The 24,671-nt window shown below is 67.1% G+C and carries 27 protein-coding genes and 1 tRNA gene; 17 read left to right on the forward strand and 11 right to left on the reverse strand.

Going from position 1 to position 24,671, the window contains the following annotated elements:
• The 3 genes from JHD80_RS16030 to efp all read right to left on the reverse strand — a co-directional run.
• On the reverse strand, window positions 1-297 hold a 297-nt coding region (locus tag JHD80_RS16030), incomplete at its 3' end, for a GNAT family N-acetyltransferase (RefSeq protein WP_199089182.1).
• 15 nt (window positions 298-312) lie between these two features.
• Window positions 313-831, reverse strand: coding sequence for a DUF1993 domain-containing protein (locus JHD80_RS16035; protein ID WP_199089183.1), 519 nt, complete (start codon window positions 829-831; stop codon window positions 313-315).
• 88 nt (window positions 832-919) lie between these two features.
• On the reverse strand, window positions 920-1,489 hold the full coding sequence (gene efp, locus JHD80_RS16040; protein WP_199089184.1) for an elongation factor P: 570 nt from the start codon (window positions 1,487-1,489) through the stop codon (window positions 920-922).
• Between the two features lie 116 nt (window positions 1,490-1,605).
• Here efp and epmA point away from each other — a divergent pair, with 116 nt between their 5' ends.
• From epmA to JHD80_RS16055, 3 genes are read left to right on the forward strand one after another with little or no spacing between them, the layout of a single operon-like run.
• A complete protein-coding gene (epmA, locus tag JHD80_RS16045; RefSeq protein ID WP_199089185.1) occupies window positions 1,606-2,670 on the forward strand; it encodes an EF-P lysine aminoacylase EpmA in 1,065 nt (354 codons plus the stop codon).
• Window positions 2,667-3,734: a lysine-2,3-aminomutase-like protein gene (locus JHD80_RS16050; protein ID WP_199089187.1), complete on the forward strand. Its 1,068-nt coding sequence runs from the start codon at window positions 2,667-2,669 to the stop codon at window positions 3,732-3,734. Before epmA ends, JHD80_RS16050 begins: the two co-directional genes overlap by 4 nt.
• A gap of 17 nt (window positions 3,735-3,751) precedes the next feature.
• Window positions 3,752-4,414: a DsbA family oxidoreductase gene (locus JHD80_RS16055; protein ID WP_199089189.1), complete on the forward strand. Its 663-nt coding sequence runs from the start codon at window positions 3,752-3,754 to the stop codon at window positions 4,412-4,414.
• Window positions 4,415-4,617: 203 nt separating this feature from the next.
• On the opposite strand, the gene JHD80_RS16060 is transcribed toward JHD80_RS16055, so the two are convergent.
• The gene (locus JHD80_RS16060; RefSeq protein ID WP_199089190.1) at window positions 4,618-5,382 is read right to left on the reverse strand and encodes a sulfite exporter TauE/SafE family protein; all 765 of its coding nucleotides are present in this window, start codon (window positions 5,380-5,382) and stop codon (window positions 4,618-4,620) included.
• A gap of 229 nt (window positions 5,383-5,611) precedes the next feature.
• Window positions 5,612-6,172, reverse strand: coding sequence for a hypothetical protein (locus JHD80_RS16065; RefSeq protein WP_199089192.1), 561 nt, complete (start codon window positions 6,170-6,172; stop codon window positions 5,612-5,614).
• Between the two features lie 41 nt (window positions 6,173-6,213).
• On the opposite strand from JHD80_RS16065, the gene pyrF reads away from it, so the two are divergent.
• Genes pyrF through JHD80_RS16080 form a run of 3 tightly spaced genes read left to right on the forward strand, consistent with a single transcriptional unit; the run spans window position 6,214 to window position 7,560 of the window.
• On the forward strand, window positions 6,214-6,921 hold the full coding sequence (gene pyrF / locus JHD80_RS16070; RefSeq protein ID WP_199089194.1) for an orotidine-5'-phosphate decarboxylase: 708 nt from the start codon (window positions 6,214-6,216) through the stop codon (window positions 6,919-6,921).
• A gap of 39 nt (window positions 6,922-6,960) precedes the next feature.
• Complete coding sequence (locus JHD80_RS16075; RefSeq protein ID WP_199089202.1) at window positions 6,961-7,248, forward strand: DUF1330 domain-containing protein; 288 nt, start codon at window positions 6,961-6,963, stop codon at window positions 7,246-7,248.
• A gap of 3 nt (window positions 7,249-7,251) precedes the next feature.
• Window positions 7,252-7,560: a DUF1330 domain-containing protein gene (locus tag JHD80_RS16080; protein WP_199089204.1), complete on the forward strand. Its 309-nt coding sequence runs from the start codon at window positions 7,252-7,254 to the stop codon at window positions 7,558-7,560.
• 265 nt (window positions 7,561-7,825) lie between these two features.
• Here JHD80_RS16080 and JHD80_RS16085 read toward each other — a convergent pair whose 3' ends face one another.
• Complete coding sequence (locus tag JHD80_RS16085) at window positions 7,826-8,965, reverse strand: helix-turn-helix transcriptional regulator (RefSeq protein WP_199089206.1); 1,140 nt, start codon at window positions 8,963-8,965, stop codon at window positions 7,826-7,828.
• Between the two features lie 120 nt (window positions 8,966-9,085).
• Window positions 9,086-10,027, reverse strand: coding sequence for a PfkB family carbohydrate kinase (locus JHD80_RS16090; RefSeq protein ID WP_199089208.1), 942 nt, complete (start codon window positions 10,025-10,027; stop codon window positions 9,086-9,088).
• Window positions 10,028-10,103: 76 nt separating this feature from the next.
• On the opposite strand from JHD80_RS16090, the gene JHD80_RS16095 reads away from it, so the two are divergent.
• The 9 genes from JHD80_RS16095 (at window position 10,104) to JHD80_RS16135 (ending at window position 20,296) form a co-directional block, all read left to right on the forward strand.
• Window positions 10,104-10,871: a GntR family transcriptional regulator gene (locus tag JHD80_RS16095; RefSeq protein ID WP_349237280.1), complete on the forward strand. Its 768-nt coding sequence runs from the start codon at window positions 10,104-10,106 to the stop codon at window positions 10,869-10,871.
• Between the two features lie 187 nt (window positions 10,872-11,058).
• Entirely contained in the window at window positions 11,059-11,667 is a 609-nt protein-coding gene (locus JHD80_RS16100; protein WP_199089212.1) for a helix-turn-helix transcriptional regulator, read from the forward strand.
• 114 nt (window positions 11,668-11,781) lie between these two features.
• Window positions 11,782-12,576, forward strand: coding sequence for a bestrophin-like domain (locus tag JHD80_RS16105; protein WP_199089214.1), 795 nt, complete (start codon window positions 11,782-11,784; stop codon window positions 12,574-12,576).
• Window positions 12,577-12,711: 135 nt separating this feature from the next.
• The gene (locus JHD80_RS16110; RefSeq protein WP_199089267.1) at window positions 12,712-14,268 is read left to right on the forward strand and encodes an ABC transporter substrate-binding protein; all 1,557 of its coding nucleotides are present in this window, start codon (window positions 12,712-12,714) and stop codon (window positions 14,266-14,268) included.
• A 162-nt stretch (window positions 14,269-14,430) separates the two neighbouring features.
• Window positions 14,431-15,408 carry an ABC transporter permease gene (locus tag JHD80_RS16115; protein WP_199089216.1) on the forward strand — a complete coding sequence of 326 codons (978 nt, stop codon included), beginning with the start codon at window positions 14,431-14,433 and terminating at the stop codon, window positions 15,406-15,408.
• Between the two features lie 154 nt (window positions 15,409-15,562).
• Window positions 15,563-16,399, forward strand: coding sequence for an ABC transporter permease (locus JHD80_RS16120; RefSeq protein WP_199089218.1), 837 nt, complete (start codon window positions 15,563-15,565; stop codon window positions 16,397-16,399).
• Window positions 16,396-18,003 carry an ABC transporter ATP-binding protein gene (locus JHD80_RS16125; protein WP_199089226.1) on the forward strand — a complete coding sequence of 536 codons (1,608 nt, stop codon included), beginning with the start codon at window positions 16,396-16,398 and terminating at the stop codon, window positions 18,001-18,003. The genes JHD80_RS16120 and JHD80_RS16125 overlap by 4 nt, the downstream gene beginning before the upstream one ends.
• 122 nt (window positions 18,004-18,125) lie before the next feature.
• Window positions 18,126-19,415, forward strand: coding sequence for an ArgE/DapE family deacylase (locus tag JHD80_RS16130; RefSeq protein ID WP_199089228.1), 1,290 nt, complete (start codon window positions 18,126-18,128; stop codon window positions 19,413-19,415).
• 5 nt (window positions 19,416-19,420) lie between these two features.
• Entirely contained in the window at window positions 19,421-20,296 is an 876-nt protein-coding gene (locus tag JHD80_RS16135) for a DMT family transporter (protein WP_349237285.1), read from the forward strand.
• Window positions 20,297-20,302: 6 nt separating this feature from the next.
• Here JHD80_RS16135 and JHD80_RS16140 read toward each other — a convergent pair whose 3' ends face one another.
• The gene (locus JHD80_RS16140; protein WP_199089232.1) at window positions 20,303-21,160 is read right to left on the reverse strand and encodes a LysR family transcriptional regulator; all 858 of its coding nucleotides are present in this window, start codon (window positions 21,158-21,160) and stop codon (window positions 20,303-20,305) included.
• A 191-nt stretch (window positions 21,161-21,351) separates the two neighbouring features.
• On the opposite strand from JHD80_RS16140, the gene JHD80_RS16145 reads away from it, so the two are divergent.
• Window positions 21,352-22,023 carry an ankyrin repeat domain-containing protein gene (locus tag JHD80_RS16145; RefSeq protein WP_349237281.1) on the forward strand — a complete coding sequence of 224 codons (672 nt, stop codon included), beginning with the start codon at window positions 21,352-21,354 and terminating at the stop codon, window positions 22,021-22,023.
• Window positions 22,024-22,063: 40 nt separating this feature from the next.
• Window positions 22,064-23,281 (forward strand): cyanate transporter, encoded by a 1,218-nt coding sequence (locus JHD80_RS16150; RefSeq protein WP_199089244.1) that lies wholly within the window; start codon window positions 22,064-22,066, stop codon window positions 23,279-23,281.
• On the opposite strand, the gene JHD80_RS16155 is transcribed toward JHD80_RS16150, so the two are convergent.
• From JHD80_RS16155 to pdeM, 3 genes are all read right to left on the reverse strand, one after another.
• Window positions 23,260-23,649: a RidA family protein gene (locus JHD80_RS16155; protein ID WP_199089246.1), complete on the reverse strand. Its 390-nt coding sequence runs from the start codon at window positions 23,647-23,649 to the stop codon at window positions 23,260-23,262. The two genes, JHD80_RS16150 and JHD80_RS16155, sit on opposite strands and share 22 nt — an antisense overlap.
• 129 nt (window positions 23,650-23,778) lie before the next feature.
• A tRNA-Thr gene (locus JHD80_RS16160) sits at window positions 23,779-23,853 on the reverse strand.
• A 110-nt stretch (window positions 23,854-23,963) separates the two neighbouring features.
• Complete coding sequence (pdeM, locus tag JHD80_RS16165; protein ID WP_199089274.1) at window positions 23,964-24,665, reverse strand: ligase-associated DNA damage response endonuclease PdeM; 702 nt, start codon at window positions 24,663-24,665, stop codon at window positions 23,964-23,966.
• Window positions 24,666-24,671: the final 6 nt, after the last annotated feature.

Raw genomic sequence — 24,671 nt, forward strand, 5'->3', positions numbered from 1 at the left:
CTTTGCCAGCAGCAGCGAGCCGATACCGCGCCTGAACGCGCCCGGCAGCAGATAGAGCTGGTCGAGATCCTCGCCGTCGAGGCAGAGGAAGCCGAGGATGCGCCCGGCCTCCCGCGCGACCCAGGTCTCGCCGCGGGCGAGCCTGACGGTCGCAATCCAGTCCCGCACCTCGGCGTCGCTATGGACGCGACGCAGCCAGGGCAGGGCCTCCGCGCGCGACGCCAGATAGAGCGCGGCGATCTCCCCGGCATCCCGGGGAGAAGCGCGTTCGATCGTGATGGCAGGCGTCGCGCTCATGCCTGTCGGCCGGTCTCAGGCGTCGAAGACGCCGAGCAGGAAGTCCTGCTTGCCGATCTGGAAACCGTTCTGGCGCAGGATGTCGTAGGCCGTCGTGGCGTGGAAATAGAAGTTCGGGATGGCGAAGCGGGTGAGATAGGCCTCGCCGGTCATCGTCACGGTCGCCGACGGGCCGCGCGGGAAGGTGACCTCGCGGCCAAGCCCGGCATCGAGCGTGGCGCCATCGGCCGCGGCGATGAAGGCGAGCGTCTTGGAAATGCGCTCCTTCAGTTCCGGGAAGCTCTTCTCCTCGTCGGGGAAACGCGGGTTCTCGCCGCCGGAGAGGCGCGCGACCGCGTTCTTGGCGAAGTCGCAGCAGAGCTGAATCTGGCGGGTGAAGGCCAGCATGTCCGGTGCGAGCCGGGCGGAGAGCAGCACCTCCGGCTGGATCTTGCGGGTCTCGGCCTGGTCGACGGCCTTGTCGAGAATGGCGTCGAGCGCCTTGAGCGTCTGCACGAAGCCGGAAAGGGCGGCGGCCTTGACTGTGAGCGTCATGATGTCCTCGGAAACGACAACGGGCCCGGAAAGGGCCCGCTGCGTAACCTATAGAGGAGAATTTTCTCCGGCGCTCTGCGCCAGCAGATCAATCCTTCGCGCGCTCGACATACGACCCGTCGGCCGTCATCACGACGACGCGGGTGCCGACGCCGACATGCGGCGGCACGGCGCTGCGCACGCCGTTCGAGAGGATCGCCGGCTTGTAGGAGGATGAGGCCGTCTGGCCCTTGGTCACCGGCTCGGTCTCGACGACTTCGAGCGTGACGCGCTGCGGCAGCTCGATCGCGACGGCCTTGTCCTCGAACACCGAGAGCGAGACCTTCATGTTCTCCTGGAGATAGGGCGCGGCATCGCCGACCACATCCTTGTCGACCGGGATCTGGTCGTACGTCTCCGGGTTCATGAAGACGTACTGCTCGCCGTCCTGGTAGAGATAGGTAAAGTCGCGATCCTCGACATAGGCGCGCTCGACCTGCTCGGTGGTCTTGTAGCGCTGCGTCATCTTCACGCCGTCGGCGATGCGGCGCATGTCGATCTGCGTCGTCGGGGTGCCCTTGCCGGGGAAGAAGCTCTCGGCCGAGATGACGGTGCAGAGATGTCCGTCGAGCTCGAGGACGTTGCCCTTGCGGACGGAAGAGGCGATGACCTTGACCACGTGAATGTCCTTGCTGGTGCGCGGCGTTGTCGCGCGCTATGCGAATTCTGTCGCCGCGCAACTACCGCATTCGCGCGCGAAACGAAAGCTTTCCGACGCATTCGACGCGAGATTCGATGAGTTCGTCCCCGACACCGTTCTGGCGGCCCGATGTCCATGCCGACCGCCGCCCGGCCCTGCTGGCGCGGGGGCGGATCAAGGCCGCATTGCGCCGCTGGTTCGAGGCCCGCGACTTCACCGAGGTCGAGGCGGCGATCCTGCAGCTCTCGCCCGGCAACGAGACGCATCTGCACGGCTTCGGCACGACGCTGATCGACAATGCTGCGCAGCCGCATCCCTATTACCTGCACACCTCGCCGGAATTCGCCGCCAAGAAGCTGCTCGCGGCCGGCGAGGCCCGCATCTTCGATTTCGCCCGCGTCTTCCGCAATCGCGAGCGCACGGCGCTGCACCATCCCGAATTCACGATGCTGGAATGGTATCGTGTCGGCGAGGATTACGACGCGCTCATGCAGGATTGCGCGGCGCTGATGGCCGAGGCCGCCCGCGCCGCGGGCGCGACCATGCTGCGCTGGCGCGGCATCGAGGCCGATCCCTTCGCCGAGCCCGAGCGCCTGACCTTGCAGGAGGCCTTCAAGCGTCATGCCGGGATCGACCTGCTGCGCACTGTCACGGCCGATCAGGAGGTCGATCGCGGCGGGCTCGCTGCCGACGCGATCGAGGCCGGCATTCGCGTCACGGACGACGACACCTGGTCCGACATCTTCAGCCGCATCCTGTCCGAGCGCATCGAACCGCATCTCGGCCGCGGCCGTGCCACGATCCTCTGCGAATACCCGATCAGCGAGGCCGCGCTCGCGAGGCCGAAGCCCGGCGATCCGCGCGTGGCCGAGCGCTTCGAGCTCTATGCCTGCGGCGTCGAGCTCGCCAATGCCTTCGGCGAGCTCACCGACCCGGCAGAGCAGCGCCGCCGTTTCGTGGCCGATATGGACGAGAAGGAGCGCATCTATGGCGAGCGCTATCCGGTCGACGAGGATTTCCTGGAGGCACTGGCGCTGATGCCGGCGGCATCCGGCACCGCGCTCGGCTTCGACCGGCTCGTCATGCTCTGCGTGGGCGCGCGCCGGATCGAGGATGTGCTCTGGACGCCGGTCGCGGAACCGGGCAGGGGAGGGGCATGACCGTTCACCAGCCCCCCGGCGGCCAGCCGCTGCGCAGCATCGACGCGCTCGTCGAGGCCGGCCTTGCCGCGCCTGCGCGCCGCGATGCCTTGCAGGAGGTGGCGGAGCGCTATGCCGTTTCGGTGACGCCGGCCGTCGCGGGCTTGATCGATCCGAACGACGCTGCCGATCCGATCGCACGCCAGTTTATCCCCGATGCGGCTGAGCTCACAACGCTGCCGCAGGAACTCGCCGATCCGATCGGCGACGACGCCCATTCCCCGGTCGAAGGCGTGGTCCATCGCTACCCTGACCGCGCCCTGCTCAAGCTCGTCCATGCCTGCCCGGTCTATTGCCGCTTCTGCTTCCGGCGCGAGATGGTCGGTCCTGGCGGCGATGCGTTGACCGGCGCGAAGCTCGACGCCGCGCTCGCCTATCTCGCCTCCCGTCCTGAAATCTGGGAGGTGATCATGACCGGCGGCGACCCCTTCATTCTCTCCGCTCGCCGCGTCCGCGAAGTCGTCAAGCGCCTGGCCGGCATCCCGCATATCAAGGTCGCGCGCTGGCACACTCGCGTGCCCGTCGTCGACCCCGGCCGGATCACGCCGGATTATGCGAGGGCACTGCGCATCCCCGGCAAGGCGAGCTATATCGCCATCCACGCCAACCATCCGCGCGAATTCACCGACGATGCCCGCGCCGCGATTGCGACGCTGGCCGATGCCGGCCATGTCCTGCTGAGCCAGTCCGTGCTGCTCAAGGGCGTCAATGCCGACATCGAGACGCTTGGCGCCCTGATGCGCGCCTTCGTCGAGAACCGCATCAAGCCCTATTACCTGCACCATCCCGATCTCGCGCCCGGCACCTCGCATTTCCGCCTGACGCTGGAAGAGGGGCAGGCGCTGGTCAAAAGCCTGCGCGGGAACCTTTCCGGGCTGTGCCAGCCGACCTATATCCTCGATATTCCCGGCGGTGCCGGCAAGATTCCGGTCGGCCCCGCCTTCCTGTCCGGTTGCGAGACGCCGGGCGCGGAAGCGGTCGCCGAAGACCGTCACGGCGGGCAGCATCGCTACCCGCCCGCCTGAGACCTGAGGATATCGACATGCAGGACAAGCTGCCGCTCGCGATCGTCTCCGACATCGCCTGCCCCTGGTGCTTCATCGGCAAGGCCCGGCTGGAGTCGGCTCTTGAGCGCTACGGCGTGGCCGAGCGCTTCGCCATCACCTGGCTGCCCTATGAGCTGAACCCGGACATGCCCGAGGAGGGCATGGATCGCACCCAATACCTCGAAAGCAAGTTCGGCCCGGGCAAGCGCAAGGAGATCGAGGTCCGGCTGTCGGAGGCGGCGCTGGAGAGCGGCGTCACCTTCAACTGGGCGAAGGTGACCAAGAGCGTCAACACCCGCATGGCCCATATGCTGGTCGCAGCCGCTTCGACGGTTCAGCGCGGCGGCGACATGAAGGCCGCCCTGTTCAAGGCCTATTGGCAGGACGGGCGCGATATCGGCGATGTCGAAACACTGGTCCAGATCGCGGTCGAGCAGGGTTTCGACGAGCAGGCCGCCCGCGAAGAGCTCGCCAATGACGAGCTGCGCGAGACCGTGATCGGTCTGGAGGATCACGCCCGCAAGGTCGGCGTCACCGGCGTGCCCTTCTTCATCGTCGACGGCAAGCTGGCCGTCTCCGGCGCACAGCCGCCGGAGGTCTGGGCGCAGGTCTTCCAGCAGGTCTTCGCGGCGCAGGCTCCGCAGGAAGCGCAGTTCTAGGGCAGCGGGCTTTCATCGAGTCTCACCGTCATTCCGGGGCTTCGCGTTAGCGAAGAGCCCGGAAACCAGAACCGATGCCGCTTCCAGGAAAGGTGTGGTCAGGCAGTCGCATCAATTGATGACGGCATCGGTTCTGGGTTCCGGGCTCAGGCCTTTGGCCTGCCCCGGAATGACGGAGTGTTTCCTCGCAAGGCCGGCAGTATTCACAAGCCGAGCATGTGCATGATGGCCGGCGCGCCGAGCGAGACGCCCGACAGGAACAGCAGCAGGAACACGATCTGCCGCATGGCGGCCTGGGTCAGCGGCGGCGGATAGCGCCGCGCCAGATGCGTCGCCGCCATCACGACCGGGATGGCGAAAAGGCCCGTCAGCGTCGAGGCATGGGGAATCTGGCCCGACGTCGCGACCAGGCCCGTGCGGAACAGCGCGTTCAGCGCGAAGACCGTCACCAACGTTTCCCTGACCACGATGAGCGGCATCGGCTGGCGGTAGAAATGGTAGACCAGGGGCGGGCCGCCGGTGGAGAACATTCCGCTCATCAATCCCGCGATGCTGCCGAAGAACAGGTAGCTGGGCGCTCCGGATGGCTGCTTGAGCGGTTCGGGCTTCCGCGCCAGTTGCAGGCTGGAGACGATGATGACCAAACCCAGCGCCAGCCGAAGAAGATCGGCGCGGCTCGCGGCGAGCCATTCCAACAGGTGGAAGCCGATGAAGACGAAGGGCCAGCTCGCGACCATCACCAGCCCGAACTTGCGCCAGTCGACGTCGCGCCAGCCTTTGAGCAGCATCTGCGTCGCGTTGACCAGCGTCAGGGCGCTGACGAGCATAGCGGCATCCGGCAGCGAGAGCAGCCCGGTCAGGCCGACGCCGCCCATCGCGATCAGGCCGAAGGCGAAGCCGGTCAGCGTCTGCACATAGGCGGCAACGCCGGTCAGCAGCAGGAACCCGATCAGGGCGGCCAGGGACATGGTCGGCGTCTCCGAGGAAGCGGAACGCGACGCCTAGAGCATCGCCGCGGCGGCCGGAATTCATTTTCCGGCAAAGCTGATGCGCGTTGAGGGCTCGCGGGTCGTTTCGTCATGGCATTGTCGCGCTGCCGTTGCCCCCGAGCCACGCCGGTGACGCTTCTGCCTGCCAGGGTGGCTGTCGAAGGTTGACTTGGCTGGGCCGGGGCGGGCACGATCGTCGTGCTCGCGATCAATCCACAGCAGGAGCGGCGAAGATGCTGTCGATCCCGAACCGCGCAGCCGTTTGCTTGTTCGGCTTTGCGCTTTCCGGCTGCATGCAGTCGATGCCGACCGCGGAGACGATTACGCGGCCGACCATGGAGGCCTTCACCCGGCTGAGTTCCTGGACGCCGTGGCGCGCGTCTCCCGAGCAGCCGCCGCCGCCGGTCGTCGCGCAGAATGCGCCTCCGGCGGTCGAAACCGTCGAGCTTCCACCGGCGCCGCCTGTCGCGCAGCATCCGGTGAGGCCCAAACCGATCGCCCGCCCGGCGCCGCAACTGGCTTCGTCGCGGACACGGCCCGTGCTTCCGGTCGCGAGCCCGGCCGCTGCCGTAATACCGGTTGCCGCGACCACCCCGGCACCTGCCGCTGCGTCGCCGTTGCTGCCGGCCAAGGTCGTCTGCCAGACGGCGAGCCAGTCGGGCGAGCGTGTGCGGATGGAGTGCACGCCGGTCGAATGACCGACTGATCGATCGAGCCTCGCAGCCGTCGACCCGATGAATGCGGGGTTCGCGTGCCCTTGCATCATCATTCGAATCGTGCGCCTTCCCTCGAAACTCAGGGAGCCGGTTGATGAAGCAGAAGATCAACGATGTCCGCGACCGCCTGATCGTCGCCCTCGATGTGCCGACCGTGTGGGACGCCTATCGGCTCGTCTCGACGCTGGGAGACGGCGTGACCTTCTACAAGATCGGCTATCGCCTCGCCTTCGCCGGCGGGCTCGACCTTGCCCGCCAGCTCGTCGCCGAGGGTAAGAAGGTCTTCCTCGATCTCAAGCTGCACGACATCGGCAACACCGTGACCGAGGGCGTGGACTCTCTGACCAAGCTCGGCGTGACCTTCCTCACCGTCCACGCCTATCCGCAGACCATGCGCGGTGCGGTCGAGGGGCGCGGCGATGCCGCGCTCAAGCTGCTCGCGGTCACCGCGCTGACCTCCTATGACGATGGCGATCTGCGCGATGCCGGCTATGGGCTTGCGGTGCGCGATCTCGTGCGCCTGCGCGCCGAGCAGGCCCGCACGGCCGGCATCGACGGCATCGTCTGCTCGGCCGCCGAGGCGGAAATCGTGCGCGAGGTGATCGGTAAGGACATGGTCATCGTGACGCCGGGCATCCGCCCCTCCGGCAGCGCGGCGGGCGACCAGAAGCGCACGCTCACGCCTGCCGAGGCGATCCGCATCGGCGCCGACCATCTCGTCGTCGGGCGTCCCATCATCCGCGCGGCAGACCCGCGTGCGGCGGCGGGCGCGGTCATGGACGAGATCGTCGCCGCTTCGTAAGCTTCCGCCCGGACTCGATTCAAGCAACGGATAGGCACAATGCCCAAGGGATATGTCATCGGCCGCGCCAAGGTCACCGACGCGACCAAATGGGCCGGCTATGCCGCCAAGGCTTCCGAGGTCATGAAGATCTATGGCGGCACGCCGATCGTGCGCGGCGGCCAGATGACGGTGGGCGAGGGCGAAGGTCGCGCCCGCAACATCATCATCGAGTTCAACGATTTCGCCTCGGCGCGTGCCTATCTGTTCTCGCCGGAATATGCCGAGGCGCGGAAGCTGCGCGAGGGCGCCGGCGAGATCGATCTCGTCGCGGTCGAAGGAGCCTGAGCCATGGCCAAGGGCTATTGGATCGCGCGCGTCGACGTCGAGAACGCCGAGGCCTACGCGAAATATCGTGCGCTCAACGCCGTGGCCTTCGCCAAATACGGGGCGAAGTTCCTGGTCCGCGGCGGCGAGTATAAGCTCGCCCGCGGCGAGGGCCGCAAGCACAACGTCGTCATCGAGTTCAAGGACGAGGAGACCGCCCGCGCCTGCTACGCCTCGCCCGAATATCAGGAGGCGGTGAAGCATCTCAGCAGCGCCGGCCAGTCCGATCTCGTCATTATCGGCGGCTATGACGGCCCGCAGCCGGGCGAGTGAGCATCTGGGCTGCTCCTCGCCGTCCCGGGTCCGAGCTTCGCTTCGCCCGGGACGGCGCCGTGCTCGACATGCAGCCTTGAACGCCGGTTGGTCCTCACCTTTGCCGGCCAAGTTTATCGCTCTGCCGAATTCGTCTCCGTCATTTGGATGACGAAAGCGGCGCGAGAGCTGCTCTAGCCTCACCTTCATGGCCTGACGGGGATATCGGGCATGCGAGCCGGGAGAGGCTCGCTGGCGCGTCCGATCCGGCCTCGATGACGATGTTTCAGCGCGGACGCAGGGGGAGCGCCGCGCTGCGCAGCAGTGAAACGAGCTGACTTTGCTGGCGCGTGTTCGTCTTCTGGAAGATGCGCGCCAGATGTGTGCGCGCGGTCGAAATCCGGACGCCCTGGGCTTCGGCCGCCTCGGTCAGGGATGACCCGCTTGCGAGCGCGGACGCGAATTTGGCTTCGGTATCGGTGAGGTCGAAGAGCTGGCGTGCGCAGGCGACGAGATTGGTCGCCGTTTCCAGCCGCCGCAGCGCGATCAGGACCCTGCCGGCCGTGTGAGCCTGTGTGACGGAGGGGGGCGCTGGCATGGCGCAGGCGGAAAGCGAATGAGAGCCGTCCTCGCCATGCAGGATCATGCTGGCCTGATGGTGGGCGAGAGGGTCCTGCGCCGTCCGCAAGGTGCCTTCGACCAATTGCTTGAGCTGGCGCTGGTCGGCCGGCTGGCGCGCGAAGAGGCGGCCTTGGCGCAGGCCGAGCGCGCTGTCCGGATCGGCCAGGATTTCGTCGGCGCCCTCGTTGGTGTAGGCGATCCGCATGTCCTGATCGAGGATCGCGATGCCCATTTCGATCCTGTCGAGCGCGCCGCGTGCCTCGTCTCGCTGGATGGTCACCCGGCCGATATGGCGCCGCAATTCGATCACGCGCCGCAGCACCGGATAGAGCTTCGCGAGCAGGGCGGCCTCCTCGCCGTCGAACCCCTCCTGCTGCCCGCCGCGCTGCACGTCGAAGAACCAGAAGGCCTGGCCATTCTTGGCGAGCCGGCAGGCGATGCCGCCATACATGTCCTGCGGCCGCATCCATTCCTGCCAGACGCGGGAGCTGCGCAGGACCTCCGCGCCGAACACGTCATGGTCGTGGTAGACCTCGCCCAGCGGGATGTCGCGCAGCGCGCCGCCCAGCTCGATGAAGTCGGGCGCGAGCTCGCCGAAGCAGCGCTCCTGCAGCGCGGGGTCCGGATTGGTCGCATAGGACGCCCAGTCCTCGGGACTGGGGCCGAACCCGGCGAAGCAGGCTTTCGAGCCGTTGAACAATTGCCGCATCGCTTCCGCAGCGGCCGGCATCTGGTCCTCGTCCATCGCCCCGACCAGCAACTGGTCGATCGCGGACATGACGGTATCGACATCGGGGCGCGGCATGAGGAATCCCGGCTGGCCACGGAGAGCGCGCGTAGGGCGCCTGTTCCCGAAGCTAGCAGCATGGGTTGCTCAGGAAAAGTCCAAAAACAATCCAAACATTTTTACCGGTCGATGTGGGACTTATCCGCCACTCATGGCCGCGATGGCGGCGAGCGTCGGCAGTGCGTCGAACACGCCATGACGCGTGGTGGTCAGCGCGCCTGCCGCTGCGGCATCGCGCAGCGCCTCCGGCACGGGCCGCCCCGCCGCCAGCCGGACGCCGAGCGTCGCGGCGAAGGCATCGCCCGCGCCGAGCGAATCGATCGCCGCGACCGGAAAGCCAGCCTGCGCGATGGCCGGCGCCCCTGCAGCCACCGCCAGGGCCCCGGCCGCGCCGCGGGTCAGCACGACGAGATCAGGCCCTTGCTCCAGCAAGGCCGGCCCGAGTTCCCTAGCGAAATCCTGGCCGAGATTTGCCGCGTCCATCTCCCGGCCGAGCGCGGCCGAAAGGCTCCGCGCCTCGGTCTCGTTGACGATCAGGATCGAGGTCCGTGCCAGGATCGCGGCGGGAATCGGCCGGAACGGCGAGGGGTTGAGCAAGGTCGCGACGCCGGCTTCTCGCGCCAGCCGGAAAGCCGCTTCGATCGGCGCATCGCCGATCTCGAACTGGGCGGTCACCAGCCCGGCATCGGCTATGGCCTGCGCCCGGTCGCCGACATGATCGGCGGTGAGAGCAAGGTTGGCGCCGGGGGCCACGGCAAGGCAGGTCTCGCCGCTGGCATCCGTGAAGCCGATGCCGCTGCCGGTGCTGCCCTTGAGTCGGACCAGCAGCGACGCCGGCAGGCCGGCGCGCTCGAGCGCCGGCGCGGCGAAGGCGGCGGCAAGATCGTCGCCGACGGCGAGCAGGCCGTCGACCGCGGCGCCGAGCCGGCGCGCCATGATCGCCTGGTTCAACCCCTTGCCGCCGGGCTCGATCGTCACGGTCTCGGCGGCCAGCGATTCACCCGGACGCGGGAAGCGGGAGACCTTCGCCGAACAGGCAACGACGAAACTTCCCAGCACGAAAACGGCTTTGCCGGCCATGACAGTCTCCGGGGATTTGATTTTCCCATTCACGAACTGCTACGCGGGTTGTGTCACGCTCATGCAAACGATGACAGTGCCTAAACCGCCTTTCCCAAAGCCGCCCTTCCAGAATCTGCTGGAACTGCGCAGCGATACCGCCAAGCCGCTCTACCAGCAGCTTGAAGACCAGTTGTCGCAACTGATCGGCGACGGCACCTTGCCGCCGGGCACGACGCTTCCCGCCGAGCGCCAGCTCGCGGAGCGGCTCAGCATCAGCCGCGCCACCGTGCAGCGTTCCTATAACGCCTTGCGCGAGCGCAAGTTGCTGAGCGCGCAAGGCCGGCTGGGCTCGATCGTCCAGGGCACGGGGCCGCGGCTGCATTCCGGCATGGACCGGCTGAAGGGCTTCACCGAGGAGATGCAGGAGCTCGGCCGTGTGCCGTCCTCCCGCATCGTCGAGCGCGCCGTGGTCACCGACCGTTCGATCGCCTCGATCTTCAGTCTTTCGTCGCATGCGCGCTTCCTCAAGCTGGTCCGCGTTCGCTCGGGCGACGGCATCCCGATGTCGCGCGAGGTCGCCTGGTACAATCTGGAGCGCGCGCCCGAGTTGGCCGAGAGCGATCTGTCCGGCTCGGTCTATGCCCGGCTCGCCGATCTCGGCCTGCCCTTGACGCGTTGCGACCAGACCATCGAGGCGGCGGCGCCGACCCCTGAGGAATGCGCCATTTTCGGCTTCGAGACGCCCGCGCCCTGCCTGTTGATCAAGCGGCGCAGCTATGGCGCGGACGGCGACATGCTCGAATATGTCGAGGGCCTGTTCCGCGGCGATACCTATACCTACAAGCTGACGCTGAACGCCTGACGGCCGACGCGGCGGCGCATCGCCGCTGATATCCCTGTTGGTATCCAATAGCAGTCCAAAATGCGAAGGAGGCTTTGAACCTGTCCGCAGCTGGCTGCGACCAAGGGAAACGGAGCTGCATCCGGCCGGCTTTATTCCTCCGGCGACACGGTGCGGCGATCCGCGGATTGCAGGGATGGATATTGCAATGTCGCTTCACGTCTCGATGGTCGGCAGGACGAGCTACACCTCGTTTCCGCCCCGCCACAACATGCCCCCCGATGGCTTCGGCAAGGCGTCCCGGCCGGTTTTCGTGATCGATGCCGAGCTGAACCAGCGCTTCGGCAACCGCGGCGCGGAAGCGCTCGCCCGTGACGGCCTGGGCGGCCTCGACCGCTTCACCGCCAGCGACAAGGATTTCATGGCGCGGCTGCAGGTCTGGCTGAAGCGCTGTCGCGGCGGCAGCACGGCCGGCGAGACGCGGCTGCCGCTGGTGCTGCGCAACGGGCGTCAGGTCGCGGTCGATGCTGTCCATCTCGCCAGCATCGAATTGTTCGTGCTGACGGTGGACGATCCCGAGAGCGCGATCGACCGCAACATCGCCCGGGTCAGCGAGGCTTGCGGCCTGACGCCGACCGAGGAGCGCATGCTGGCCCTGATGGTCGAGGGGCTCGACACGATCATCGCCGCCAAGCGGCTGGGCATCGCGCCGACCACGGCCCGTACCCATCTCCAGCGCCTCTTCGCCAAGACCGGCACGGCACGGCAGAGCGAGCTCGTCCGCTTCGTCGCGACCTATGTCGAGGAGCTCCGCTGATCGCGCGGACCCGGCAGCGCTGACCGCTGTCGGCCCTGTTGACAGGGCCGGTCATCGCACGCCCATCTGGATCGACATGCGGAAGCACCGCATCCGTCCGGAGCGATCGCGACCATGGCCGAGACGCTGGCAGCCTTCATCTTTTGCGCGCTGATGAGCGGCAGCGCCATTTTCGGGATCAAGCTGCGGGGCTGGCTCTCGGAGGAGCATCTTTCCGAGCACACCCTGGAGGCGATCCGGCTGGTGACGAGCCTGCTCGTGACCTTCGCCGCGCTCGTCCTCAGCCTGCAGCTCTCCAGCGTCAAAGGGGCCTTCGATAAGGCCTACCGCGACCGCAATGCCGATGCGGCCGGGCTCGCCCAGCTTGACGAATGCCTCCGCAGTTACGGGGCGGAGGTGGGGCCGATCCGCCTCGACCTGCGCAGCTACACTGCCGGCGTCATCGCCAGCACCTGGCCCGGCGAGCCGAAGCCCGCGGGCGTCTCCTATCCCGACACGACCGCGATGGCGCGCGAGGGGGCCGACCCGTCGCTCGGTGCCCTCATGCTCCGCATTGGCCGGGCCATCAATGGATTAGCGCCGGCCGATACGTTTCACGCCAACCTCGCTGCCGAATGCCGGGCACTCTACCAGCGGGTGCAGGAACGGCGCTGGGCTGTGATCGAGGATGTGCGCGGCCCTGTCTCACCGCTGTTCACCAGTGTCATGACCTTCTGGCTGATGCTGGTCTTCCTGAGTTTCGGCCTGCAGATCCCGCGCCGGCGCCTGGCAGCGATCGTTCTGGCGATCGGCATCGTCTCGATCTCGACCGTGATGTTCGTGATCGCCGATCTCGAGACGCATTATGGCGGGCTGTTCGGCATCTCCAGCGTCTCGATGCGCGATGCTCTGGCGAGCATGGCCCGCTGAGGCATCCGGGTGGTTGGCGCGGCGCTTGCCAAGAGACGCGTGATCGGGTGCGATGGCCTCGGACGATCCGAACGGGTCCGCTTCAAACGATATGATCTCGATACGAGGCAGGGGAACAGGCTGATGGTGCGTGGGATGACAGGATTGCGGTTGAGTCTGGCGCTGGCGGCGTCGATTCTGGCGTTCGGCGTGGCGCAGGCCCAGGAGCCGAAGAAGGGCGGCACGGTCCATGTCGTCGTCCAGCCCGAGCCGCCGATGCTGATGCAGGGCCTCAACCAGAACGGCCCGACCAACATGGTTGCCGGCAACATCTACGAGTCGCTGCTGCGCTATAACGAGAAGCTCGAGCCGCAGCCCTCGCTCGCCAAGAGCTGGGAGATCTCGCCGGACGCGAAGGTCTACACCTTCCACTTGCAGGAAGGCGTGAAATGGCATGACGGCAAGCCGTTCACGGCCGACGATGTCGTCTTCACCCTCGACAAGTTCCTGCGCGAGGTGCATCCGCGCTGGCGCCCGATCGTCAACGCGCAGGTCGAGAAGATCGAGAAGGTCGATGACCTCACCGTGAAGATCACGCTGAAGCAGCCCTTCGGCCCGATGATCATGACGCAGGAGGTCGCCTCCGCGCCGATGATCCCGAAGCATATCTATGACGGCACGGATTACCGCGCGAACCCCGCCAACAACACGCCGATCGGCACCGGCCCCTTCAAGCTCAAGGAGTGGAAGAAGGGCTCCTATATCCACCTCGTCAAGAACGAGGAATACTGGCTGAAGGGCAAGCCGAACCTCGACGAGATCTACTGGCAGATCATTCCCGATGCAGCCGCTCGCGCCGTTGCCTACGAGACGGGCAAGGTCGACGTGCTGACCGGCGGCTCGGTCGATGTCTACGACGTCGCGCGGCTGTCGAAGCTGCCCAATACCTGCATGACGACCAAGGGCTGGGAGATGTTCGCCCCCCATGCCTGGCTCACGCCCAACGTGCGCAACGGCATCCTCGGCAACAAGCAGTTCCGCCAGGGGCTGATGTACGCGATCGACCGCGAATTCGGGAAGGACGTGGTCTGGGGCGGCCTCGGCAAGCTGCCGACCGGGCCGATCTCGTCCAAGACCAAGTTCTATTCGGACGACGTGCCGAAATACACCTATGACCCCGCCAAGGCGAAGGAACTGATCAAGGCCTCCGGCTACAAGGGCGAGACGATCAAGCTCCTGAACCTGCCCTATGGCGAGACCTGGAGCCGCTGGTCCGAGGCGATCAAGCAGAACCTCGAGGATGTCGGCGTCAAGGTGCAGATCGAGAACACCGACGTGCCTGGCTGGACGCAGAAGGCGTCGAACTGGGATTTCGACCTGAACTTCAACTTCCTCTACCAGCTCGGCGACCCCGCCATGGGCGTGGCGCGCTCCTACATTTCCTCCAACATCGCCAAGGGCAATCCCTTCGCCAATGTCGGCGGCTACTCCAATCCGGAGGTCGACAAGCTCTTCGCCGATGCCGCGATCGCGCCGACCGACAAGGAGCGGCAGGAGCTCTACACCAAGATCCAGAAGATCCTGGCCGACGAACTGCCGGTGCTCTGGCTGCTGGAGATGGACTTTCCGACCATCTACCGCTGCAACGTCAAGAACCTCGTGACCACCGGCATCGGCGTCGATGACGGCTTCCGCGACGCCTGGAAGGAGTGAGACGGGCGCAAAAGGACGCGTCATCCCGGACGCCGCGAAGCGGTGATCCGGGATCGTATCGGGGTTAGCCTTTGGGCGCCCCATCCTGATGACGGTCCCGCGTCTGCGCAGCGGCACTTCGCGCCGCGGCGCGCGCGATGACAGGCTTCACGAAAGTCCTGAATGAACCTCGCGCAATTTCTCGCCGGCCGGCTCGTGAAGGGGATCATCGTCCTCTTCGCCATCGCCGTGCTGAATTTCCTGCTGATCCGGGCCGCGCCCGGCGATCCCGCGCAGGTGCTCGCCGGCGAGGCCGGCGCGGCCGATGCGCAATTGCTTGAACAATTGCGCGCCCGCTTCGGCCTCGACCAGCCCTTCCTGACCCAGCTCTGGATCTATCTGAAGGGCTATCTCACCTTCGATCTCGGCTTCAGCTATCGCCAGCAACAGCCGGTGCTCAGCCTGATCCTGGAACGCCTGCCGGCGACCCTGCTGTTGACGGGGGCGGCCTTCATCGTCTCGCTCGTCGTCGGCACGGCGATGGGCGCGCTCGCGGCGCGCCGGGCCGGCAAATGGTCGGACAGCCTGATCACCACGCTGGCGCTGGCCTTCTACGCGACGCCGCTGTTCTGGATCGCGCTGATGAGCCAGATCGTCTTCGCGCTGAAGCTCGGGCTCGTGCCCAATGTCGGCTACGAGACCATCGGCGCAAACTATACCGGCTTGGCGCGGGCGCTCGATATCGGCCAGCACCTCATCCTGCCTTCCCTCACGCTCGGCCTGTTCTTCACCGCGCTCTATGCCCGGATGATGCGCGCCTCGATGCTGGAGGTGGCCGGCGCCGATTTCGTCAAGACGGCGCGCGCCAAGGGCGTCTCGCAAGCTCGTGTCTGGCGCCGGCATGTCGCCCGCAACGCCATCCTGCCGGTGGTGACGCTGGCGGGTCTGCAAGCCGGCCAGCTCGTCGGCGGCGCCGTCCTGACCGAAACTGTCTTCGCCTGGCCCGGCATCGGCCGGCTGATGTTCGATGCGCTGGTCCAGCGCGACTATTCCGTCCTGCTCGGCGTCTTCTTCGTCTCCTCGGCGATGGTCGTCTGCTTCAACATCGCGACCGATCTGGTCTACCGGATCGTCGATCCGCGCATCGAGGCGCACGCATGAGAGCTCGTCGCTTCTCCAATCCAAGCCCTCATCCTGAGGAGCCGCGTCAGCGGCGTCTCGAAGGATGCTTCAGGAGGCTCTGGAACCATCTGGACCATCCTTCGAGACGCGCCTGCGGCGCTCCTCAGGATGAGGGCTGTGAGGAAAGCGCGGCATGAACTTCCTCAAGCGCTTCGCCCGCAATCGCGGCGCCGTCATCGGCATCCTGATCCTGCTCGCCGTCGTCGCCTTCGCGCTTCTCGCGCCGACGCTCTATCCGCAATCGCCCTGGCGTCCGGTGGCGCGGCCCTTCCTGGCGCCCTTCGTCAACGAGCGCTTCCCGCTTGGCACCGACACGCTCGGCCGCAATCTCGCTTCCGGTCTCGTCCATGGCGCCCGTGTCTCGCTGATGATCGGCGTGGTCTCGACGCTGGTCGCGCTGGTGATCGGTGTGCCGCTTGGCGCGATGGCGGGCTATGCCGGCGGCTTCGTCGATGATGCGCTGATGCGCTTCACCGAGTTCTTCCAGACCATTCCCTCCTTCGCGCTTGCCATCGTGCTGGTCGCGATCCTGCAACCGCAGCTCGGCTCGATCGTGCTCGCGATCGGGGTGGTCAGTTGGCCCCCCGTGGCGCGGCTGGTGCGAGGGGAGGTGCTCTCATTGCGAAGTCGCGAATATGTCCAGGCGGCGGTGACCATCGGCCAGTCGACGCCGCGGATCATCTTCAGCCAGGTTCTGCCCAACACCATCGCGCCGATCATCGTCATGGGCTCGCTGATGATCGGTTCGGCGATCCTGCTGGAATCCTCGCTCTCCTTCCTCGGACTCGGCGATCCCAACCTGATGAGCTGGGGCTACATGGTAGGCGCCGGCCGCACGCGCCTGCTCGACGCCTGGTGGATCTCGTTCTTCCCCGGCTTCGCGATCTTCCTGACGGTGCTCGCGCTCAATCTCGCCGGCGAGGGGCTGAACGATGCCCTGAACCCGCGCCTGGCCCGGGGGCGCGAATGACCGCTCCCGCGCTCTCGATCGAAGGCCTGACGCTTGCATTGCCGGCGATGGCCGATCGCCCGCATGCCGTCGAGAAAGTTACGCTCGCCATCCAGCCCGGTGAGACGCTCTGCGTCGTCGGCGAATCCGGTTCCGGCAAATCGATGATCGCCCATGCCGTGATGGGCCTTTTGCCCAAGGCGGTGAAGCCGGTCGCCGGCGCGATCAGGCTCGCCGGTCGCGACATCCTCGCCCTCGACGAACAGGCGATGCAGGATGTGCGCGGCCGCGAGGTCGGCATGATCTTCCAGGAGCCGATGACCTCGCTCAACCCGGTCATGCGCATCTCCGACCAGATCATCGAGACCTTCGAGGCCCATGGTCTGCATGACAGGGCGACGCGCCGGGCGCGCGCCATCGAGCTCCTGACCGAGGTCGGTTTGCCTGATCCGCCGCGGCTCGCCAAGGCCTATCCGCATGAATTGTCCGGCGGACAGCGCCAGCGCGTGATGATCGCGATGGCGCTTGCGCTCGAACCCAAGCTCCTGATCGCCGACGAACCGACCACCGCGCTCGACGTCACCACGCAGGCGCAGATCCTCAAGCTCATCGACAACCTGCGCCATCGCCACGGCACGGCGGTGCTGTTCATCACCCATGACATGGGCGTGGTCGCCGAGATCGCCGACCGTATCGCCGTGCTGGAGAAGGGCGTTCTGGTCGAGGAGGGCACGGCCGATCAGGTGTTGGGCTCACCCACCCATCCCTATACGCAGAAGCTGCTCGCCGCCGTGCCCTCGCTGACGCCGGCCGTGCTGCCGCCGCTGCCGGAGACCGCGCCCGTGATCAGCGTCGAGGGCCTCGGCAAGACCTATCGCAAGCGCTCGCTCTTCGGCGTCGCCCGAGAGGTCAAGGCGGCCGACGACATCTCCTTCGCGCTCGTCCGCGGCGAGACGCTCGGCCTTGTCGGCGAATCCGGCTCGGGCAAGTCGACGGTCGGGCGCTGCTGCCTGCGCCTGATCGAGCCCGATCGCGGCCGCATCGCGCTAGGCGATCTCGTCCTATCCGAATTGAAGCCCGCCGAATTGCGCCGCCAGCGCAAGCGCATCCAGATGGTCTTCCAGGACCCCTTCGCCTCGCTCAACCCGCGCCAGACCGTCGGCCGCATCATCTCGGACGGCCCTGTCGCGCATGGCACGCCGCGCAAGGAGGCGCTGGCGCGGGCGAAGGAATTGCTGGAGCTCGTCGGCCTCTCCGCCAATGCCATCGATCGCTATCCGCATGAATTCTCGGGCGGCCAGCGCCAGCGCGTCGGTATCGCCCGGGCGCTCGCGCTCGAACCGGACGTGCTGGTCGCGGATGAGGCGGTCTCGGCGCTCGACGTTTCCGTGCAGGCCCAGATCCTCAAGCTGATCAAGGATATCCAGGCGCGGCTCGGCCTCGCCATCCTCTTCGTCACGCATGATCTGCGCGTCGCAGCGCAGATCTGCGACCGCATCGCCGTGATGCAGCGTGGGCGCATCGTCGAGACCGGACCGACGGCCGCGATCTTCGCCGACCCGCAGCACGCGTATACGCGGCAACTGCTGGCGGCGGTGCCGGGCGGCGGGCGCTTCGGGCACTAATGATGTTCTCGCCGTCATTCTCGGGCGAAGCGTAGCGCAGACCCGAGAATCTCGTGACGAGACGACACTGGTTTCCGAGATGGTCGGGTCAAGCCCGACCATGACGCTGGATAGGAACGCCCATGCCTCTCGATCCCGCCTTGCGTGACAAGATCCTCGCCGCCGTCGAGGCGGGCTTCGACCAGCAGGTCGCCTATACGCAGGAGCTGATCCGCTTCGCTTCGACACGCGGGCAGGAGCACACGGTCCAGGACTTCATCTTCCGGGCCATGAAGCAGCGCGGCTTCACCATGGACCGCTTCGCCATGGACAGGGAGGCGATCGCCGCCCATCCCGGCGGCGCGCCGTTCTCCGACACGCATTCCGAAGCCCCGATTGTCGTCGGCATCCACCGCCCCCGCGAGGAGAAGGGCCGTTCGCTGATCCTGCAGGCCCATGTCGACGTCGTCCCGGCTGGCCCCGCCGATCAGTGGAAGCATGCCCCCTTTGACCCCGTCATCGAGGACGACTGGATGTATGGCCGCGGCAGCGCCGATATGAAGGCCGGTTCCGCCGCCAATCTCTTCTGCCTCGATGCGCTCCGGCGCATCGGCATGCAGCCGGCGGCGACGGTCTATGTCGAATCCGTCGTCGAGGAGGAATCGACCGGCAATGGCGCGTTGATGACGCATTTGCGCGGCTATCGCGCCGAGGCCGCGCTGATCCCTGAGCCGGAATACGAGATGCTGGCGCGCGCCAATGCCGGCGTGCTCTGGTTCCAGTTCGAGGTGCGCGGCATCCCCGCCCATGTCCGCGAGATGGGCACCGGCGCCAATGCGATCGATGCTGCCTATCGCGTCGTCGCGGCTTTGCGCAAGCTCGAGGAGCAGTTCAATCTCGAGAAGGTCGGCCGCGAGCATTTCGAGAATGACCCGCACCCGATCAACCTGAATATCGGCAAGATCGAGGGCGGCGACTGGGCCTCCTCCGTGCCGTGCTGGTGTCGCGTCGATTGCCGCGTCGGACTCTATCCCGGCGTCACCGCCAAGGAGACGGCGCAGCGCATCGAGGATTGCATCCGCGAGGCCGCGCGCGGGGATTCCTTCCTGGCCAACAACCCGCCGAAGGTCACCTTCAACGGCTTCTGGGCCGAGGGCTATGTGCTGGAGCCAGGCAGCGAGGCGGAGGCCGTGCTCGCGCGCGCTCATGAGGCGGCGCTCTGCAAGCCGCTGAAGAGCTTCATGACGGCGGCCTATCTCGATACCCGCGTTCACGCCCTCTACGACAAGATCCCGGCGCTCTGCTACGGCCCGATGGGCGAGAATATCCACGCCTTCGACGAGCGCGTCAGCCTCGCTTCGGTGAAGCGCATCACCGGCGCCATGGCGCTCTTCGTCGCCGAATGGTGCGGGCTCGAAAGCATCGAGGCTTGAGCGCGGTGACACCGGGCCGGGCATTGCTGCTCGTCCCGCTGCTCGGGCTGCTCTGGGGCTTCAACTGGCCGGCGGTGCGGATCTCGTTGACCGAGATCGCACCCTGGACCTTGCGCGCCGCCGGCATGAGCTTCGCCGGGCTCGTCCTCGTTGCAGTCGCGTTGGCGCGCGGCATTCCGCTCGCCGTGCCGCGCGCGCAATGGCCGCGGCTGGTCGTCGCCGGTTTCCTCTCGATTGCCGCCTTCAACGTGTTGCTAGCCTTCGCGCAATTGGCGGCGCCGACCTCGCGGGCGGCGATCCTGACCTTCACCATGCCGATCTGGGCGACGCTGCTTGCCCGTTTCGTGCTCGGAGAGGCTTTCGATGGTCGGCGCCTTGCCGGGCTCGCGCTCGGCATCGCCGGCCTCGTCTGCCTCGGCCTGCCGCTCATCCTCGCCGGGCAGCTCTCCTTCGGCCTGATGCTCGCGCTGTGCGCGGCGGTGAGCTGGGCTTTCGGCACGATCGTGACCAAGCGCTGGCCGGTCTCGGCCCCGGCGTTGACCATCGCCGCCTGGCAATTGCTGATCGGCGGCGTGGTGGCCGGCATCGGCATGCTTGTCTTCGAGGGCCTGCCGGTGCCGAAGCTGCTCTCGCCGCGCGTGCTGACAGCGCTGAGCTTCCACATCGTTGGCGCGCAGGCGCTCGCCTATTTCCTCTGGTTCACCGTGGTCGCGCGCCTGCCGGCCGGCATTGCCAGCCTTGGCACGCTGATGGTGCCGGCTGTCGGCGTACTCGGCTCGGTGCTGCTGCTCGGCGAGCGGCCGACGCCGACCGATTGGCTCGGCCTTTGTCTCGTGATCGCGGCCTCGGGGGCGATCCTGATCCCCGCCCGTCGAGGCTGATGCCGCTCAGCTCTGGCCGGGAATGCTGTAGCGCTGGGCCAGTACCGCGCTCATCGCCGCAACGAGCTCCGCGATGAGGCCGCCCTTCTCCCAGGAATAGATCGAGACCACCATCGCCGGCTCCATGCCGAAGGGCGCATAGGGCCGGACGCGGCGGCCGATCGTGGTGCCGACGGGTAGCAGCGAGAGCCCGAGCCCGGCCTCGATCGCGACGATGACGTTGTAGAGATTGCTGCTCGACAGGGCGATGTACCAGCGGTGCCGCTCGCGCTCGATCCGCTCGAACATCGCATCGCGGTAGAGCCCGCCCGGCGGGAAGGTCACCAACGGCAATGGCTCCGGCCAGCTCTCCGGCGCGTCGATGCTCTCGAACCAGGCCATCGCCTCCGGAAAGCTGGCGCGGTGGTCGGCGCTCGCCGAGGGCTCCTTGACGATGACGACGTCGAACTCGCCGGCCCGGTAGCGCCGCGTAAGCTCGCGGCTCAGGCCCGCGACCACGTCGAGCCGGATCTCGCGATACTGGCGGGTGAAGCTGGCGAAGACCTGCGCCATCTTGCCGGTGACGATATCGTCGGGCACGCCGATGCGGATCGAGGCGGTGCCGGCGGAATCGCCGAGCATCGTCTCCGCTTCCTGCTGCAGCGTCAGGATGCGCCGGGCATAGCCGAGCAGGCGCTCGCCCGAGGCCGTAGCCCGGACCGGGCGGGCGACGCGATCGATCAGCCCGCGCCCGACCGCTTCCTCCAGCCGCGCGAGCTGCTGGCTGATGGTCGATTGCGTCATGTTCAGCCGCTCGGCCGCCTGGGTGAAGCTGCCGGTATCGGCGATGGCGACGAAGGAGCGGAGCAGGCGGGGATCGAGCATCGGAGCCGGTGGCTGCAGGTCTGAAGCAGGGGCGATCGCATATTCGCGAAGCCAATGCATGATATCCAGATATTTAATTTTCAGATGGACGGGGCGGACTTTATCCAGGGATCAAGGCAAGCTTGCTTGCCGGATCGACGGGGATGCATCGCTTGTGGCCGACGCGGCCCACGCCTCCCAGGGAGACGGAATTGACCCGATTTTCGCCGATCCTTGCCTTCGTTCTTCTCCTGCTGGCTTTCGGCCCGCAGACAGCTTTCGGACAAGCCATGACCGACACCAGATTGCATGCCGCCGCGGCCAAGGACGATCTCGCTACGATCAAGCGGCTTCTCGCCGAGGGCATCGCGGTCGACGGCCGCGACAGCCGGGCCCAGACCGCCTTGCTGGTCGCGACCCATGAGAACCGCGTCAAAGCCGCCCGCGCCCTGATCGAGGCCGGTGCCGACGTCAACGCCAAGGACGCGATCAATGACAGCCCCTATCTCTATGCCGGGGCGCGCGGCCACCTTGCCATCCTCAAGCTCACGCTGGAGCACGGCGCCGACCTGAAGAGCACCAATCGCTATGGCGGCACGGCGCTGATCCCGGCCTGCGAGCGCGGCCATGTCGAGACGGTCCGCACCCTGATCGCGGCCGGCGTCAAGATCGATCACATCAACAATCTCGGCTGGACCGGCCTGCTGGAGGCGATCATCCTCAGCGACGGCGGCGAGAAGCATCAGCAGATCGTCAAGGACCTGCTTGCGGCCGGCGCCGATGTGAACCTCGCCGATCGCGATGGCGTCACTCCCTTGCAGCATGCCCGCAGCCGCGGCCAGACGAAGATGCAGCAGATCCTGCTCGCCGCTGGCGGCCGCTGAAGGGGAAGCGAGCTTGAACAGGCCGCGCCGGCCCGTAACCATGACGCCTCCATCATCCCGCACGTCCCGCGCGTTTCTGCTCGCGGCCGTGGTGTTGGTCGGCCTGAACCTGCGCCCCTTCCTGACCGGCATCGGCCCGCTTGCCGCGGAGATCCGGGCCGCGACGGGGCTCGGCTATGGCAGCTTGTCGCTGTTCACGCTCGTGCCGATGCTGCTGATGGGCGCCTGCGCCTTCGCCGGCCCCTGGCTCCAGCGCGTGCTCGGCGCGCGAGCAGCGGTGGTGGGCGCGCTCTGCATTCTCTGTGCCGCTGCGGCCCTGCGGCTGGCCACGACGAGCGGCGAGGCGCTGATCGCGACGGCGGCGTTCTGCGGGCTTGGCGTCGCGGTGGTCCAGTCGGTCTTTCCGGGCATCGTCAAGGCGGAGTTCCCCGGCCGGGTGCCGTTGGTGATGGGGCTCTATTCGGCGATGCTGATGGGCGGAGGCGCGCTCGGCGCGCAGCTCTCGCCGGTGATCGCTCAGCAGACCGGAAGCTGGCATCTCGGCCTGGGCTGGATCGCCCTGCCGGCCGCGCTCGCGGCTTTGGTCTCGTCCGTCGCCTTGCCCTCAGGCCGCGCGGGGCAGGGCGGTGGATTGCCGGCGCTGGCCCTGCTGCGACGCCCGCGCACATGGCTCCTGATGGTCTGCTTCGGGCTGGTGAATGGCGGCTATGCCTCTGTGGTCGCCTGGCTCGCGCCGTCCTATCAGGCGATGGGCTGGTCGGGCGCCGAGAGCGGCGGCCTGCTGGCGTTGATGGCAGCGAGCCAGGCCGTGGCGGCGCTAGGCATACCCGCGCTCGCGGCCCGCAATCCCGATCGTCGTTTCTGGATCTGGCTCGCGCTCGCCTGCCAGATCGTAGGCTTCGCCGGCCTGGCCTGGTGGCCGCTCGCTGCGCCGACCGGTTGGGCCGTGACGATCGGCGTCGGGCTCGGAGCGGGCTTCGCGCTCTTCATGATCGTGGCGCTCGATCATCTCGACAATCCCGCGAATGCCGGAGCGCTCTCGGCCTTGATGCAGGGCGGTGGCTTCCTGATCTCCGCCATCCCGCCCTGGATCGTCGCATTGCTCCGCGATGCCGTCGGCAGCTTCACCGCCGGCTGGCTGATGCATTTAGCTTGCACCATTCTGGCCGGATTGATGGCGCTGCGTTTCGCGCCGCGCGGCTATGCCCGCGCGATGCGGCTGGCATCGGCCGACGATCAGGCCTTGTCGCCGAGATAGGCCGTCGCGTCGATCTCGACGAGACAGTTCGGCGAGCCCAGGCCGTTGACGATGCAGGAGACGCGATGCGGCGTCGCCTCGGCGAAATTGGCGAAATAGACCTCGTTCATCGGCTCCCAATAGGCGCGGTCGGTGACATAGACCGTGCATTTCACGACATCGTCGAGGCTGCCGCCGGCCTCTTCGAGCAGCGCCTTGATATTGTCGATGCATTGCTGGGTCTGCGCGCGGGGATCGCCGATCGCGAGCTTGCCGTCCTTGTCGGTGCCGACGCAGCAGACGAACATGAAGCCGCCGGCGACGGTCGCCTGGGCAAAGGGCAGGCGGCCCTTGTGGATACGGTCCGAGGTGATGATGCGCTTGGGCATGGCAGGCTCCGTCAGTGACGGCCCACCCTAGAGGGCTGCGCGGCGCAGCGGAATGCGGGCCATCGGCAAAGGAGTGCTGCCGTCAGCGAAGGCTGCTTGGACCAAGCGCAGATGCCACGAGGGGAATGCTGGTGCTGCGAGAGAGGATTGAACTCTCGACCTCTCCATTACCAATGGAGTGCTCTACCACTGAGCTACCGCAGCAGGTCCGGCGGCCGGGCGTTCGCGGTTGCTCTGAGGCGGTTGCGGGCGCTGGCGTCGTTCCGAAGCGGCGCCCTGATGCCACATGCGCGCGGCGGACGCAACCCGCTCGATCAATCCGGCAGCAATAACCGTGGATCGATCCGGAAGAGCCGGCCGTCGCCAAGGATATGCGCGCTCAATCCCGCACGGAACAGGGGCCGGAAAGCGGCGTCGCGCAGATTGAGGCCGCCGGCATAGGCGCCCATCGCCGGCATCACGCAGCGCCGCGCCGACAAGGCGAAACAGCGCCGCCGGATCGCCCTCCCGCGCATCCTGACCTTGGCAGCCGGATGCAGATGCCCGGCGATCTCGTATCCGTCTTCGCAAGCGGACGGCTCGTGGCGCAGGATCACGCCGGCGAGCGTGAGGCTGTCCAGGCTCTCGCCGCCCATGGCGCGGCTGATGGCGGGGTCATGGTTGCCGGTGATCCAGAGCCAGTCGCGGCCCTGCTGAAGCGCGCCGAGCGCGGCGCGCATCTCGGGCGCGAGGCGATTCTCGGCGTCGCGGTCATGGAAGCTGTCGCCGAGCGCGATCACACGGGCGGGCTGGTGGCGCCGGATCGCGGCAGCGAGCGCGGCAATCGTCGCGGTCGAATCATAGGGCGGCAGCATCACGCCGCGCGCCGCATAGGCCGAGCCCTTCTCCAGATGCAGGTCGGCGACGACGAGCGTGCGCTCCTCCGGCAGCCAGAGCGCACCCGAGAGATCGGGCACGAGCGCCAGCCGGCCCAGCGTGAAGGCCTCGTTCGCCTCCCCCGGTCCTTTGGCCTGCATTACCGC

Origin of the sequence: Allobosea sp. ASV33 (assembly GCF_016428755.1) — a bacterium.
Classification (GTDB): Bacteria; Pseudomonadota; Alphaproteobacteria; order Rhizobiales; family Beijerinckiaceae; genus Allobosea.

Bases quoted from the DNA above. Each gene is read 5' to 3' on its own strand.
- JHD80_RS16050 (WP_199089187.1), top strand. From the start codon at position 2,667: ATGACCGTTCACCAGCCCCCCGGCGGCCAGCCGCTGCGCAGCATCGAC.
- pdeM (WP_199089274.1), bottom strand. From the start codon at position 24,665: ATGCAGGCCAAAGGACCGGGGGAGGCGAACGAGGCCTTCACGCTGGGC.
- JHD80_RS16130 (WP_199089228.1), top strand. From the start codon at position 18,126: ATGCCTCTCGATCCCGCCTTGCGTGACAAGATCCTCGCCGCCGTCGAG.
- JHD80_RS16150 (WP_199089244.1), top strand. From the start codon at position 22,064: ATGACGCCTCCATCATCCCGCACGTCCCGCGCGTTTCTGCTCGCGGCC.
- JHD80_RS16080 (WP_199089204.1), top strand. From the start codon at position 7,252: ATGGCCAAGGGCTATTGGATCGCGCGCGTCGACGTCGAGAACGCCGAG.
- JHD80_RS16085 (WP_199089206.1), bottom strand. From the start codon at position 8,965: ATGCCGCGCCCCGATGTCGATACCGTCATGTCCGCGATCGACCAGTTG.
- JHD80_RS16090 (WP_199089208.1), bottom strand. From the start codon at position 10,027: ATGGCCGGCAAAGCCGTTTTCGTGCTGGGAAGTTTCGTCGTTGCCTGT.
- pyrF (WP_199089194.1), top strand. From the start codon at position 6,214: ATGAAGCAGAAGATCAACGATGTCCGCGACCGCCTGATCGTCGCCCTC.
- JHD80_RS16125 (WP_199089226.1), top strand. From the start codon at position 16,396: ATGACCGCTCCCGCGCTCTCGATCGAAGGCCTGACGCTTGCATTGCCG.
- JHD80_RS16120 (WP_199089218.1), top strand. From the start codon at position 15,563: ATGAACTTCCTCAAGCGCTTCGCCCGCAATCGCGGCGCCGTCATCGGC.
- JHD80_RS16065 (WP_199089192.1), bottom strand. From the start codon at position 6,172: ATGATGATGCAAGGGCACGCGAACCCCGCATTCATCGGGTCGACGGCT.
- JHD80_RS16155 (WP_199089246.1), bottom strand. From the start codon at position 23,649: ATGCCCAAGCGCATCATCACCTCGGACCGTATCCACAAGGGCCGCCTG.
- JHD80_RS16075 (WP_199089202.1), top strand. From the start codon at position 6,961: ATGCCCAAGGGATATGTCATCGGCCGCGCCAAGGTCACCGACGCGACC.
- JHD80_RS16110 (WP_199089267.1), top strand. From the start codon at position 12,712: ATGACAGGATTGCGGTTGAGTCTGGCGCTGGCGGCGTCGATTCTGGCG.
- JHD80_RS16035 (WP_199089183.1), bottom strand. From the start codon at position 831: ATGACGCTCACAGTCAAGGCCGCCGCCCTTTCCGGCTTCGTGCAGACG.
- JHD80_RS16055 (WP_199089189.1), top strand. From the start codon at position 3,752: ATGCAGGACAAGCTGCCGCTCGCGATCGTCTCCGACATCGCCTGCCCC.
- epmA (WP_199089185.1), top strand. From the start codon at position 1,606: ATGAGTTCGTCCCCGACACCGTTCTGGCGGCCCGATGTCCATGCCGAC.
- JHD80_RS16105 (WP_199089214.1), top strand. From the start codon at position 11,782: ATGGCCGAGACGCTGGCAGCCTTCATCTTTTGCGCGCTGATGAGCGGC.
- JHD80_RS16100 (WP_199089212.1), top strand. From the start codon at position 11,059: ATGTCGCTTCACGTCTCGATGGTCGGCAGGACGAGCTACACCTCGTTT.
- JHD80_RS16115 (WP_199089216.1), top strand. From the start codon at position 14,431: ATGAACCTCGCGCAATTTCTCGCCGGCCGGCTCGTGAAGGGGATCATC.
- JHD80_RS16140 (WP_199089232.1), bottom strand. From the start codon at position 21,160: ATGCTCGATCCCCGCCTGCTCCGCTCCTTCGTCGCCATCGCCGATACC.
- JHD80_RS16060 (WP_199089190.1), bottom strand. From the start codon at position 5,382: ATGTCCCTGGCCGCCCTGATCGGGTTCCTGCTGCTGACCGGCGTTGCC.